Origin of the sequence: Agrobacterium sp. 22094 (assembly GCF_052046015.1) — a bacterium.
GTDB lineage: Bacteria > Pseudomonadota > Alphaproteobacteria > Rhizobiales > Rhizobiaceae > Agrobacterium > Agrobacterium cavarae.
Genome location: NZ_JBQEPX010000001.1, coordinates 688,353 through 702,000, shown reverse-complemented (window position 1 = coordinate 702,000; position 13,648 = coordinate 688,353). Strand labels below are relative to the sequence as shown.

The window sequence follows — 13,648 nt, the reverse complement described above, 5'->3', positions numbered from 1 at the left end:
GAAAGAAGCCCAAACCGCACCGACACGATCATCCCTGGAGCAGCGCCTGCACCTTGCCGCAATAGGCCTTTGACACCGGGTTCATGCGGGTTGCGCCATGACCTGCATTGTAGCGCAAAATGGTGCTGCAGACTTCGCCGCCGCCGAGTTGGTGCGCCGTGGCGAGATACTGCATACCCCAGCGGATATTGGTTTCCGGATCGTAGAGCGCCTTCACCGTGCCGCGATAGCCCATCATCCGCGCGGTGGCGGGCTTGATCTGCATGAGCCCGACTTCGCCGGCACTTCCGCGGGCCTTGGGATTGAACCGGCTTTCCACCGAAACGACCGCATGCGCCAGGTTCGTCGGTACGCCGTAGCGCTTGGCATATTTGACGATGAGGTCGGAGTAATCGTTCTTCAGCGTCGCAGGAAGGGTTCGCTCAGGGATGGGGTAACCGGGTTTACGGAAATAGGTCTGCAGCGTCACGGTCTTGGTTTTCACGTCATCCTTGGCAACAACAATTCCGGTCTGCGCGGCCAGCATCGAGGTGCAGACCGAGACAGCAACAATCACTCTTCTCATCAGTAGAAATAGTCTCCAGTCACAAAGACATCCAGTAATGGACGCGCGAGGGCACGCATCGGGAAAGTCACGGGGACGATCCTCCGGAAAATCTTCGTCATTGATATTGACGGCGTCTAGGACAACAACCAGGCAGCCGCATTTCGATGCGGCGTTTAAAGTCGGCCAATAAGGATTTACTGTGGCAAGGGCCCGAGAACGCAATCTGGACCAGCGTCGGTCACGCCACTTTTATCGAGGACGACGCCTACGCGCGCTTGAACTTCGGCAGTTGCGAAATCAACCGGTGCAGCGTGTCGATGGTGGAGAAATCGGCGATGCCATCCACCAGCGCAGGCCGGAAATGACGCTGGAAAGCTGCAACTGCGCCTTCCGTCTTTTCACAATAACTGCCCGAAATTTCAACGCCGTAGCCATAGAGCGACAGCATGGACTGCAAGGCCTCAACCGGTTGTCCACTATCGCCGCGCTGAAAGAAGCGTCCGCCGCCGATTGGCGCGGGCTGGACCCAATGGCCGACGCCCTTCTGCGACAGGATGTCCCACGGGAACTTCTCGCCCGGATCCACTTTGCGAACAGGGGCAATATCGGAGTGCGCGAGCACCCGCTCGGGCGCAATCGACCACCGCGCGCCACAGTCACGACATAATTCGGCAACGGCGTCGATCTGGGCTTTAGGAAAATCCGGCAGTCCCGCAGGGTGGCCGCCATTGGCGATCTCGATCCCGATCGAGCGGGAGTTCAGATCGATTTCGCCCGCCCAGAAGCTCTTGCCCGCATGCCAGGCGCGGCGGCTCTCCGGCACCATCTGAATGACATGTCCGTCTTCGAAAACGAGATAATGACTGGAAACCTGGCTTTCCGGCTCGCAAAGCCATGACAGCGCGCGCTCGGCGCTTTCCATGCCCGTATAGTGAAGAATGATGGAGTCGGGTGCGCTTACCCCCACCCGCTCGCCATGGTTTGGCGAGGGCTGGACGCTGGCACCGGCATAATCCGGCAGAAAGTCACTCATGCGACGCGGCGTTCTCTCTCGATGGCCGCATAGGCGGCATTGAGTGCCGCCATACGCTCATTCGCAGCCGCATGCAATTCCATCGGAACGCCACGGGCAATGAGCTTGTCGGGGTGATGCTCGGCCACCAGCAGACGGTAGCGCTTGCGGATATCGGAGAAGTCGTCGGATGGCGAAACGCCAAGGACGCGGTAGGGATCGCGACCGTCCATGTGGACATGGCGCGCCATGATCGTCTCGAAATGATCCTCGGTGATCCGGAAGATTTCCGCGATCCGTCCGAGAAAGGCCATTTCACGCTCGTGAATCAGGCCATCGGCCTTGGCAATGTGGAACAGACCATCGACCACGCTTTCCAGCATCTCGCAGTTTTCACGGCCCGTACCGCAGAGACCCGCAAGCCGCTCGGCATAGGCTTCGTAACCGGCAACGTCCTGACGCGCGAGGTTATAAAGCCTTGCGACGTTCTTGGCTTCCTCTTCCGGAAAATCGAATATCTGGCGAAAGGCGCGCACCTCGGCATCGTTCACGACACCGTCGGCCTTCGCCATCTTGGCGGAAAGAGCAATGATCGCGACGGAGAAGGAGACCTTGCGGCGGGTTTCCGGATCGCCTTCGAAAACGGTTCGAACCGCTTCGATGACTCGACCCAGCACATTTCCTGCCGCTTCGCCGATCGCGCCGAGCAGCCGCTCCCAGAGGGATGAAATGTGCAAACAGGCGAAATCGAACATCATGTCTCTCAGCATGACGGCTCCATGGTGTGAATGCAAGACGCATAAAGGTCGCAGATCATTAAGTTTTCGTCATCTTAGCTTCGCTTTATGCTGATCGTCTGACACCGTCGTAACAGCTTTTCCACAAGCCGGTTCCGAGGTCGTCGACACTTCTTGGCATTGAAACGATTATATTCGCCAAGCAGTTCACCGATATTCGAAAATACCGCGAAATACCCGTTTTTCTTGAGAAATTCACTTTACATGCAAAACAGGCTGTCGCATCCATTTGCCCCAACACGCATTGAGAACCGACAAAGGAGAGCCCCAATGGCCAAACAGAAAGTCGCAATGTTGACCGCAGGCGGACTGGCGCCCTGCCTCTCGTCTGCCGTGGGCGGATTGATCGAGCGTTACACCGACATCGCTCCCGAGATCGACATCGTGGCCTACCGCTCCGGCTATCAGGGCGTGCTTCTTGGCGACAGCGTCGCCATCACCAAAGAGATGCGCGAGAAGGCTCCCCTGCTGCATCGCTATGGCGGCTCTCCGATCGGCAACAGCCGCGTAAAGCTCACCAATGCCGCCGACTGCGCCAAGCGCGGGCTGGTGAAGGACGGCGAAAACCCGTTGCAGGTTGCCGCCGATCGCCTCGCCAAGGATGGCGTCACCATTCTTCACACCATTGGCGGCGACGACACCAACACGACCGCGGCAGACCTTGCCGCCTATCTCGGCGCTAATGGCTATAATCTGACCGTCGTCGGTCTTCCCAAGACGGTCGATAATGACGTGGTCCCGATCAAGCAGTCGCTTGGCGCCTGGACGGCAGCCGAAGTCGGCGCAAATTTCTTCGACAATGTCAGCAATGAACAGAGTGCAGCGCCCAAGACCTTCGTCATCCACGAAGTCATGGGGCGTCACTGCGGCTGGCTCACGGCGGCCACCGCACGCGCCTATATCCAGAAGGTCAAGGGCAACGACTATGTCGAGGGCCTGCTGATGGGCGAAGAATTGAAGCGCATCGACGGTCTTTACCTGCCGGAAATGGCCTTCGACATCCAGGCGGAAGCGAACCGTCTGAGGAAAATCATGGAGAAGAATGGCTTCGTCACCCTCTTCGTCTCCGAAGGTGCAGGCCTTGATTCGATCGTGGCGGAGCGTGAAGCAGCCGGCGAAGCGGTCAAGCGCGATGCCTTCGGCCATGTGAAGATCGACACGATCAATGTCGGCGGCTGGTTCCAGAAGCAGTTTGCAAGCCTAATCGGCGCCGAGCGCACCATGGTTCAGAAGTCGGGCTACTATGCGCGTTCGGCCCCGGCCAATGGCGAAGACCTGCGCTTGATCCACAGCATGGTGGATCTGGCAGTCGAAAGCGCGCTGAACAAGGTCTCAGGCGTCACCGGTCATGACGAAGATCAGGGCGGCAAGCTGCGCACCATCGAGTTCCCGCGCATCAAGGGCGGCAAGCATTTCGATATCTCGACGCCTTGGTTCTCCGAGGTGATGGACCATATCGGCCAGCCCTTCAAAGCGGCGTAACAGTTCCTGTCTCCCTAAATAATTAGGAAGACGTGATTGACGTGATGCATCCATCGGCCCGGAAATCCGTTTTGGTTTCCGGGCCGATGCTTTATTCCCCTATGGTCTTCTCCTGGAGGAATGCGTGGCTTTCGCACAACGCAGCGCGGGAAAGCCCGCATTGTTCCAAACTCCACGTGACGAAGGCTTTATTATCGCCTCATCGCTTGGTAAAAAGATGTGAAGGGCAAGGAGGTCGTCATGTCCGCACAAGTCTGGCTGGTGTTCTGCACAGCCTGTGCCATTCTTTTTGCGCTGCCATCGCCAATTGCTTTCAAGGTTGCAAATTATGCAGCGGTGCGCGGCAAGCGCACCATGATCGCTTCGGTCAGCGGCGCGACGCTTGGCGTCATGACGACATTTACCGCGGCTGCCGTCGTGGTGGCCGGCGCGTCCTATGTGCCCTCTTCCTTTCTTGATGTCATCCAATGGGCTGGAATCGGCTGGTTGATGCTGTTCGGCCTGTGGACGATCGCAACGCCTGCCGCGCGCGAGTCACAGGCGGAGAATGACAATCTGCGCGCCAGAACACTTGGCGCCATCTTTGTCGATTGCTTCGTGCTGGCGGCGCTGCGCCTGCGCTACTTCGCCTTCTTCATCGCCTTCCTGTCGCAGTTCATCAATCGCTCCCGCGACGTGGTGGAAACATTGACGCAGATGCAGGCCGCGACCTTGGTCCTGTCCCTTCTCTGCCTCACTCTGCAGGCCACTTTTGCCCGCTCGACGATCGCCATGGTGCGTCGTGCATCGGTGACGAAAAAGGTCCGAAACAACCGCGGAACGCGCTTCATTACAGGCCGCGCCGTCTCCGCCGGCTACCGGCGCATCGCCGCCTGAAACACATATGACGCCTCCCGTCTTGCCGGAATCCTTACGATAGGTTAATGATCCGCCCAGGAGACTGCGTGCTTCGTTTGATACGGGGGCATCAACGGGCAGGCAAAGTAGAGGCGGCAGCATGATATTTTCTGGCAATTTGCGCCGTAAATCGGCGTCACTTTTGTCGTCCACCATGGGATTGACGCTGGCCTTGGCAGGATGCACCAGCGTCGAATATTCAGCGAATTCCAACGTTCATTCCCCGAAGATTGCGGCCGCACCCGTCGCAGCGCCGGCAACGGCGCCAGGTACGGTAGCGCCCGGCACGCAAACTACGACCGAGGGCCATCAGCCCGGCACCGTAGCAGCGGCAGCGACCAACGCGCCGACAGCAGCCGATGCGGCCTCCCCGGTTCAGGTCGCATCCAATTCCGCGACAACCCCTACGCCCTCCACACCAGCCATCAAAGGCGGTCGTGTCGCTCTTCCCCCGGCAGCAGAAATTGCAGCCGCAGCCGCGATTTCCGCGCAGATGCAATCGCCGACTGGCACGCCACAAATGGCATCGGCCACAACGGCAGCATCGCTTGGCGCAACGCCTGTTGCAGCAACGGCGATGACTACCAATCACGCAGCCGGCCTTCAGGCCGCAGCAAACACCTCCGCCACCGCATCCCTGCCGCAGGTCGTCGCCGTCAAGGGCTCCTTCCCACCGGCCCCGCCACCACCCGGTACGCCATCGGCGGCCCCTGTGCAGTTGACGGAAGACATGGTGCGCGCGCAAACGATCGTGCCGCTGCCCAAGCCTGACAGCACCGTTCTCGCCTACGCTTCTGCCCCGCAGAATGCAGCGCTGGCTGCGATCAGCACGCGCGAGGGTCTCAGCACCGGGCCGCAGCCCGTCGGTCGCGAGAAGCTCAGCGGTCTGATCTCCAAATACGCCACCATGTATAGCGTCCCTGAAGATCTGGTGCACCGCGTCGTCATGCGCGAAAGCCGCTACAATCCCGGCGCATATAATCGTGGCCACTTTGGCCTGATGCAGATCAAGCATGCCACCGCCCGTTCCATGGGTTTCAGTGGCCCCGCCTCCGGTCTTTTCGATGCAGAGACAAATCTGCGCTATGCCGTCAAATATCTGAGCGGTGCGTGGAAGGTATCTGAGAACGATCGTGACGGCGCTGTGCGTCTTTATGCCCGCGGCTATTATTACGACGCCAAGCGCAAGAACATGCTCCACGTCCTGCGTCAGTAGCAGAACGCTCTATTCCCTCAATTGTCTATGGTCTGACCCGCCCTTGAACAAAGGGCAGTTGAACGCCTTCTGCGGCATTGCTCCGGGCACCGTTTGTATCAACGCGTGCTAGCGGAGCGACTGCCTCCCGCTCCTCCCGTCATTAAACTGTTGCGTCCTGACGCTACACGCCTGTCACCCGAACGATAGGTGGAATCATATGACGAGTGCTGCCCCCAAAACCGGCTTCAGCAAGAATACCAAGCTCAAGGCCGCCCTTCTCCAGCACAAGGCGCTTTCGACCAGCGGCCTGTCGGAGCGGCTGTTCGGCATGCTGTTTTCCGGCCTCGTCTATCCGCAGATCTGGGAGGACCCGGATGTCGACATGCAGGCCATGGAGCTTTGCGAAGGTCATAGCATCGTGACCATCGGTTCGGGTGGCTGCAATGCGCTGGCCTACCTGTCGCAGAGCCCGAAAAGCATCGACGTCGTCGATCTCAACCCCCACCACATCGCTCTCAATCGGCTGAAGCTCGCTGCCTTCTGCCACCTGCCGAGCCATGGCGATGTCGTGCGCCAATTCGGCAAGGCCAATATCGGCTCCAACAGCGAAGGCTACGACCGCTTCATCGCCCCGAACCTCGATGCGCAGACGCGCGCTTATTGGTCGAAGCGCACGATTGCAGGACGCCGTCGCATCTCCGTTTTCGATCGCAACATCTACCGTACCGGACTGCTCGGCCGCTTCATCGGCGCCGGACACCTCTTGGCGCGCCTGCACGGCGTCAAGCTCCAGGACATTGCAAAGACCCGCTCGATGGAAGAGCAGCGCCAGTTCTTCGACGAGAAGGTGGCACCTCTCTTCGACAAGCCGATGATCCGCTGGCTGACCAAGCGCAAGAGCTCGCTCTTCGGCCTCGGGATTCCACCGCGCCAATATGACGAACTGGCCAGCCTCTCGGACGGCAACACCATCGCGCCCGTCTTGCGCAGACGCTTGGAAAAGCTCGCCTGCGACTTCTCCCTGAAAGACAATTACTTTGCCTGGCAGGCCTTTGCCCGCCGCTACCCAGATGCCGGCGAAGGGACACTACCGGATTATCTGAAACCCGAATATTACGACGCCATTCGCAAGAATGCCGATCGCGTCACTGTCCATCACGCCACCTTCACCGAGCTTCTGGCGTCCAAACCCGCCTCGTCGGTGGATCGTTATGTGCTGCTTGATGCGCAGGACTGGATGAGCGACGTGCAGATCAACGAGCTATGGGCGCAGATCAGCCGCACGGCGACACCCGACGCACGTGTGATCTTCCGCACGGCGGCAGAAAAGAGTGTCATCGAGGGCCGCCTATCTGACGATATCCGTGCCCAATGGTCCTATCTCGAAGACCGCTCGCTTGAGCTCAACGCGAAGGACCGATCGGCCATCTATGGCGGCTTCCACATCTATCAGAGGGCATCGGCATGAAGAGCATCGGAGACAGCGTCGGCCTCGCAGACGCCCAGCATGCGACCCTGATGGACAGAATGTACCGCCATCAGCGGCACATCTACGACATCACCCGCAAATACTATCTCCTCGGCCGTGACCGCACGATTGAACGTCTGGATGTTCCCCATGGCGGCAGCCTTCTGGAGGTCGGCTGCGGCACAGGCCGCAATCTCCTGCTCGCCGCCCGTCATTTTCCGCTCGCCAAGCTCTACGGTCTCGATATCTCCGCCGAGATGCTGAGTACGGCGGCAGAGAACTTCTCGGGCAAGGTGGCGCGTCCAACGCTGCGCGTTTCCGACGCCACCACCTTTAGGCTGGGAGAGTTCGGTCGTAGCGAAGGGTTCGATCGCATCATGATTTCCTATGCGATCTCGATGATTCCCGAATGGGAAAAGGCCGTGGAACGTGCCCTCCTGTCGCTGGCACCGGGCGGATCGCTGCATATCGTCGATTTCGGCCAGCAGGAGCACCTGCCCGTCTGGTTCCGCAGCCTGCTGCAGGCGTGGCTGACGAAGTTCCACGTCACACCGCGTTCAAACCTCCGCTACGTACTGGAGACGCTTGCCGGAAGCCATAATGCATCCCTTGAGTTCGAGCCGCTCGCCCGCGGCTATGCATGGCGTGCTGTGCTGACGATGCCGAGAATTTGAGAAAGCCGCCTCACCGCTCAGGAATGAATTCTTAATCCGTCCACTTGTCATAACCGCTTGTTTACCCTGTTATGGTAAATACGGATTAACGATATGCCGCGTCGGCCAATGAGCCGGCCGCGCAATCGGCGGGAACTCATTCAACTGGGAACATCATGCGGCGGCTCATTCCGGCTCTTCTTGGCACCTTGCTGGTCCTTAGTGGCTGCACCTCGACCAGTTACGATTTCCTCGAGACTGCCTCCGTCGCACGACCAAAGTTCAAGGATAACGATCCGCACGATTTCGGCCGCGAATCGCCACACAGACACGAGGTCCACGGCATCGACGTTTCCAAGTGGAATGGCGAGATCGAGTGGGCGACCGTGCGCAAGTCCGGCGTATCATTCGCCTTCATCAAGGCGACCGAAGGCACCGATCGTCTCGATTCCCGATTCGAAGAATATTGGCGCGGCGCGGCCGCCGCCGGTGTGCCGCACGCGCCTTATCACTTCTATTACTTCTGCGCGCCCGCCGATGCGCAGGCTGACTGGTTCATCCGCAACGTTCCGAAGGAATCGATGAAGCTGCCGCCGGTACTCGATGTGGAGTGGAACCCCGCCTCCCCGACCTGCAAGACGCGCCCGTCACCCGACGTGGTTCGTTCCGAAATCCAGCGCTTCCTCACCCGTATCGAAAACTACTACGGCAAGCGGCCGATCATCTACACCAGCGTCGATTTCCACCGGGACAACCTGGTCGGCCAGTTCAAGAACTATCATTTCTGGGTTCGTTCGGTCGCAGCCCATCCATCGGAAATCTATCCGCAGCGCCAATGGGCTTTCTGGCAATATACCGGCACGGGCGTCATTCCGGGCATCAGCACCCCCACCGACATCAACGTCTTCTCTGGAAGCGAGAAGAACTGGCGCACATGGGTCGCGTCTGCCTCCAACGCCCGCAGTTGACGACGAACGAAACGCCAGATCGCCGTGGGTAGCGGGTTCAGTTGCCACAAAAGCGCATACTACTTCTGCGCGACCTGCTTTGGACTTGCTTTTTGAGCCAATACAGGCAGATGTGCGACGAAATAATCGCAGGGGCGACGAAACAAAACCTCGGCGATTGTCTTTCACGATCTTGCCCATGCTTCCGCCACAAAGGGAAGGAAACCAGTGGGCCAATCGCACATTTGAGGAATTCTGATGTTCAGCTTCTCGCAACGCAGCCTGGTTCTTGCTGCCACTCTTTTTGCCTTGTCCTGCGGTTCCGCGCTCGCCGTGACCCCAACCGTCTCCCCCGATGATCCGAAGCAGGTTCCCTGCGGTGGCGATCTTTCGACCTTCCTCAAGGGCGTGAAGGACGAAGCCGTCGGCAAGGGCGTATCGGCAGAGGCTGTCGACAAGGCGCTCGCCGGCGCCCAGATCGACCAGAAGGTTCTTTCGCGAGACCGCGCCCAAGGCGTCTTCCGCCAGACCTTCCTCGAATTCTCACAGCGCACCGTCAGCCAGGGTCGTCTGGACATGGGCCGCAAGAAGCTTCAGGAATATTCCTCCACCTTCAAGCGCGCCGAGGACGAGTTCGGTGTGCCCGCTGGCGTCATCGCCGCCTTCTGGGCGATGGAAACCGATTTCGGCGCCGTACAGGGCGATTTCAACACCCGCAATGCGCTGGTCACGCTGTCGCATGATTGCCGCCGTCCAGAGCTCTTCCGTCCGCAGCTGATCGCACTCACCGAAATGGTCCAGCATGGCGATCTCGACCCTGCGACCAACACCGGTGCATGGGCCGGCGAAATCGGCCAGGTACAGATGCTGCCGAAGGACATTATTGCATTCGGCGTTGATGGTGATGGCGATGGCCACGTCAACGTCAAGGGTAGCTCGCCGGACGCGATCCTGACGGCCGCGAAGTTCATCCAGCATCTCGGCTTCAAGAAGGGCGAGCCTTGGATCCAGGAGGTCTCGGTACCGGAAAACCTGCCGTGGGACAAATCCGGCCTTGGCGGCACCATGACCGCTGGTGACTGGTTCAATCTCGGCGTAACCCCGCGCGATGGCGACAAGAAGTTCGCCAATCTCCAGGCAGCGCTCATCATGCCGCAGGGCCGCAAGGGACCGACCTTCCTCACCTACCCGAACTTCAACATCTATCTCGAGTGGAACCAGTCCTTCATCTACACGACCTCTGCGGCCTATTTCGCCACACGTCTGATGGGCGCTCCGGTCTACAACAAGGGTAACCCGGAGCCCGGCCTCAACGATGCCGAGATGAAGGAACTGCAGACAAAGCTGGATGCCAAGACGCATGATGTCGGCAAGATCGATGGCATTCTCGGCTCCGGTACTCGCATCGCCGTTCAGCGCGAACAGCAGCGTCTGGGCCTCCCCGCCGATGGCTGGCCGACCCGCGAGCTCCTCGACAAGCTTTAATGATCTGAGACGATCGGATTCGATGAAAATGGCCGGGGGAAACCTCGGCCATTTACTTTTTTTACCGTCGGAATAACGAAATCTTCACCGTGTAATATAAGTTGTTTTTCAATGGATTGCTGCCGCAATTTCACCCAGAAGCGGCCTGTTTGGTGTGCAGCGCATCATAAAAAGCGCTTTTCAAAAGACACAAAAGGGTCATAATGCTTACTGTCAACGAACAGGAGGCAGAGCATGGGACTTACAAATTCTCTTAATGCCTTGGCAGTCGGCGTGGCGTTTGCGTTTGTCGGATTGATGCTTTTCATCTGACGAAGCGTTGGGGTTTAGGACGCCCGGCCGCAAGTTGATCCTCATAAGCCATTAAAAAAGCGCAGGTTTTTCTACCTGCGCTTTTTTATGTCCATTTGATCGCGGCTCGATCAGGCGGCAGATTTGCGCGCCGGTCGGAAGCCGACATTCTCAAGAACGGCATTGACCAGTGGTGCGCGGTTCATCGTGTAGAGATGGAATTCGTTAACGCCGCGACGCTGCAGATCGAAGATCTGCTCGGCAGCCACATCGGCGGCAACCTTGGCACGACCGACCGGATCATCATCATAACCGGCAAAGCGTTCATCGAGGAAAGCTGGAATGCTGGTGCCGCAGCGACCGGCAAAACGCTTCAACTGTGTGAGGTTCTGGATCGGCATGATGCCCGGCACGACCGGTATTTTGATACCGGCTTTGGTGACGCGCTCCATGTAACGCTCGAAGATATCATTGTCGAAGAAGAATTGTGTCAGCGCCCGCGTTGCGCCGTTATCCGCCTTGAGCTTCAGCATCTCGATATCGACGGCATTGCTTTCGCTCTCCGGATGCTTTTCCGGATAGGAGGACACCGAAATCTCGAAATCGCCCAGTTCCTTCAGGCCGCGCACCAGGGCAGCGGCGTTCTCGTATCCTTCCGGGTGCGGCTTGTAGGCCGTACCAATTCCCGTTGCAGGATCGCCGCGAAGCGCAACGAAATGCTTGACGCCCACATTGCGCAGCTCTTCCACAACCTCGTGTGTCTCGCGCTTGCTGGCATCCACGCAGGTCAGGTGCGACGCTGTCGACAAGCCTGCCACCGAGATCATCCGGCGCACTGCTTCCAGTGTCGGCGCCTTGGTGGTGCCCCCTGCCCCATAGGTCACGGACACGAAGTCCGGGTTCCAGCGCGAGAGGTCTTCCACCGTTTCCCAAAGCTGCACATCCATATCGGGGCTCTTCGGCGGGAAGAACTCGAAGGAGAGCTTGAAGTCGCTGGAAGGGTTGCGGTCGATCTCTGTCTTGGTCATGTCATGCCCTCCCGGCGGAAACGAATTGAGGCTCTGCCGATTGATCCCCGGCAATCAGCAGGCGCGGGTCGCGTGCAACCCAGATGGTGACGTCCAGCGACTGGGCGGATGCCTTGCCGGAATGCAAGTCCATCGACTTTTCCGGCGAGAGACCGGCCTTCTTCAGCCACTCTTCCATGGTCTGGTTCGAAAATCCCAGGCGGACATGCGCGTGCTCTTCCCGCAGATATTCCAGCGAATGGGGCGCCAGATCGATGATCACCAGACGGCCATTGGGGCGCAGCATGCGCGCCGCCTCGGCAATCGCCATTTCCGGATGATCGAGAAAATGCAAAACCTGGTGGACGACCACCAGATCGAAATCCTGGCCTTCGAGCGGCAGGTTGAGAATATCGCCGTGGCGCACGGAGGCATGCGCCACACCCACCTTGTCCAGATTGGAGCGCGCAACAGCCAGCATGTCGCGACTGGCATCGATGCCGATGGCACGGCGATAAATGCCGCTAAGAAGCTGCAGGATACGGCCCGTACCCGTTCCGAGATCGAGCATCGAATCGACCGGTGTCGTGCCGATGAGCTTCAGAAGCGCCGCATCGACGGCCTCATCGCTGACATGCAGGCGGCGAAGCTCGTCCCAGGCAGAGGCGTTACGGCTGAAATATTCCTGCGCGCGCGTTGCGCGCACGCGCTTGACGGCCGCAAGTCGCTCATTGTCCCGCGAGAGAACGGCGTCGGCAGAAGACGCAAGCGACAGCAACTGCTTGACGAGTTCGGCAGACTTGCCATCCTGCTTCAGGCGGAAGTAAGCCCAGGCACCTTCCTGATACCGGTCGATCAGATCTTCTTCGGCCAGAAGCTTGAGGTGACGCGAGATGCGCGGCTGCGACTGACCGAGAATTTCGGTCAGATCAGTCACCGTCAAATCGCCGGCAGACAGCAGCGCCAGCAAGCGAAAGCGCGTCGGCTCCCCCGCTGCCTTCAACAGATCCACCAGATTATCCAACCCGAGCGCCAAAGCCGCAACCTCATCCAATCAACATATAAAGATATCTTTATACGATTAGCAAAGAGATGCAAGACTGGACTTGCATCCGAAGTCGAAAACCAACGGAAGAGAGCAAGCACCAAATATTCCGTCCGCGACCGAACACCTCTCGGCAGGCCATCAACGATTTCTTCCACCAAGATCCGCGGCTTTCCGCCACTGGAAATATCTGCAAAGAATGCCTTGACCTCAACTAAGGTTGAGGTCGTACCAACACGGGCAACTCACAAGCCAGCCTCGAAGCAGGCGCATAACCAGGAGTACGCTCATGATTTCCCTCAAAGGTCTCTACGAAACCCATTTGACCGTCTCAAACCTCGATCGATCCATCGATTTCTACCGCGATGTCGTCGGGTTGGAGCTGGCGCATGTCATACCCGAAAGGAACGTGGCGTTTTTCTTGGTTGCAGGCCGTGAGACCTCTATGCTCGGCCTGTGGTCCATACACAGTTCTCCACTGCGAAACCGGCTGCACATCGCTTTCCAAACAAGCCTTGAGCAATTGCTGAAGTCTTCCGACTATCTGCGCTCCAAGGACATCACTCCACGCGACGGTTCGGGATCGGAGATCGAAGAGCCCATCATCTTCCCCTGGATGCCCGCTGCCAGCGTCTACTTTGATGATCCCGATGGCCACTCACTGGAGTATATCGCGCTCCTGCCAGATCAGCCCCGCAGAGACATACCCGGGACGCTGACCTTCTCCGATTGGAAGCAAATTGCCGCTGGCCGATCGTAAAGCAGAGACCGCTCCACAAAAAAAGAGAGGCGGAATGATCTCCCGCCTCTCTCATTATC

Annotated in this window: 13 protein-coding genes; 8 read left to right on the top strand and 5 right to left on the bottom strand. The window is 58.7% G+C overall.

Annotated features, from left to right (window positions below; genetic code table 11):
- Positions 1-28: 28 nt before the first annotated feature.
- The 3 genes from ACTJK5_RS03320 to ACTJK5_RS03310 all read right to left on the bottom strand — a co-directional run bounded on the left by ACTJK5_RS03320 (position 29) and on the right by ACTJK5_RS03310 (position 2,317).
- On the bottom strand, positions 29-565 hold the full coding sequence (locus tag ACTJK5_RS03320) for a lytic transglycosylase domain-containing protein (protein WP_062440532.1): 537 nt from the start codon (positions 563-565) through the stop codon (positions 29-31).
- Positions 566-812: 247 nt separating this feature from the next.
- Positions 813-1,580 carry an N-acetylmuramoyl-L-alanine amidase gene (locus ACTJK5_RS03315; RefSeq protein ID WP_062426509.1) on the bottom strand — a complete coding sequence of 256 codons (768 nt, stop codon included), beginning with the start codon at positions 1,578-1,580 and terminating at the stop codon, positions 813-815.
- Positions 1,577-2,317, bottom strand: coding sequence for a J domain-containing protein (locus ACTJK5_RS03310; RefSeq protein ID WP_062426508.1), 741 nt, complete (start codon positions 2,315-2,317; stop codon positions 1,577-1,579). The genes ACTJK5_RS03315 and ACTJK5_RS03310 overlap by 4 nt, the downstream gene beginning before the upstream one ends.
- 309 nt (positions 2,318-2,626) lie before the next feature.
- Here ACTJK5_RS03310 and ACTJK5_RS03305 point away from each other — a divergent pair, with 309 nt between their 5' ends.
- From ACTJK5_RS03305 to ACTJK5_RS03275, 7 genes are all read left to right on the top strand, one after another.
- Positions 2,627-3,838 carry a pyrophosphate--fructose-6-phosphate 1-phosphotransferase gene (locus ACTJK5_RS03305; RefSeq protein WP_440611840.1) on the top strand — a complete coding sequence of 404 codons (1,212 nt, stop codon included), beginning with the start codon at positions 2,627-2,629 and terminating at the stop codon, positions 3,836-3,838.
- A 240-nt stretch (positions 3,839-4,078) separates the two neighbouring features.
- Positions 4,079-4,714: a LysE family transporter gene (locus tag ACTJK5_RS03300; RefSeq protein ID WP_062426634.1), complete on the top strand. Its 636-nt coding sequence runs from the start codon at positions 4,079-4,081 to the stop codon at positions 4,712-4,714.
- Positions 4,715-4,835: 121 nt separating this feature from the next.
- Entirely contained in the window at positions 4,836-5,951 is a 1,116-nt protein-coding gene (locus tag ACTJK5_RS03295; RefSeq protein ID WP_335322325.1) for a lytic transglycosylase domain-containing protein, read from the top strand.
- A 199-nt stretch (positions 5,952-6,150) separates the two neighbouring features.
- Positions 6,151-7,401 (top strand): DUF3419 family protein, encoded by a 1,251-nt coding sequence (locus ACTJK5_RS03290; RefSeq protein WP_335322324.1) that lies wholly within the window; start codon positions 6,151-6,153, stop codon positions 7,399-7,401.
- Positions 7,398-8,075, top strand: coding sequence for a class I SAM-dependent methyltransferase (locus tag ACTJK5_RS03285; RefSeq protein ID WP_440611839.1), 678 nt, complete (start codon positions 7,398-7,400; stop codon positions 8,073-8,075). The genes ACTJK5_RS03290 and ACTJK5_RS03285 overlap by 4 nt, the downstream gene beginning before the upstream one ends.
- Positions 8,076-8,230: 155 nt before the next feature.
- The gene (locus ACTJK5_RS03280; RefSeq protein ID WP_116492215.1) at positions 8,231-9,022 is read left to right on the top strand and encodes a glycoside hydrolase family 25 protein; all 792 of its coding nucleotides are present in this window, start codon (positions 8,231-8,233) and stop codon (positions 9,020-9,022) included.
- A gap of 237 nt (positions 9,023-9,259) precedes the next feature.
- On the top strand, positions 9,260-10,486 hold the full coding sequence (locus tag ACTJK5_RS03275; RefSeq protein ID WP_113266815.1) for a lytic murein transglycosylase: 1,227 nt from the start codon (positions 9,260-9,262) through the stop codon (positions 10,484-10,486).
- Positions 10,487-10,908: 422 nt separating this feature from the next.
- Here the strand turns inward: ACTJK5_RS03275 and metF are convergent, their stop codons facing one another.
- Both metF and ACTJK5_RS03265 read right to left on the bottom strand, forming a co-directional pair.
- Positions 10,909-11,805 carry a methylenetetrahydrofolate reductase [NAD(P)H] gene (gene metF, locus ACTJK5_RS03270; protein WP_062426501.1) on the bottom strand — a complete coding sequence of 299 codons (897 nt, stop codon included), beginning with the start codon at positions 11,803-11,805 and terminating at the stop codon, positions 10,909-10,911.
- A gap of 1 nt (position 11,806) precedes the next feature.
- Positions 11,807-12,820, bottom strand: coding sequence for an ArsR/SmtB family transcription factor (locus ACTJK5_RS03265; RefSeq protein WP_112360233.1), 1,014 nt, complete (start codon positions 12,818-12,820; stop codon positions 11,807-11,809).
- A gap of 298 nt (positions 12,821-13,118) precedes the next feature.
- Between ACTJK5_RS03265 and ACTJK5_RS03260 the strand changes: the two genes are divergently transcribed.
- Positions 13,119-13,589, top strand: coding sequence for a VOC family protein (locus ACTJK5_RS03260; protein ID WP_440611838.1), 471 nt, complete (start codon positions 13,119-13,121; stop codon positions 13,587-13,589).
- Positions 13,590-13,648: the final 59 nt, after the last annotated feature.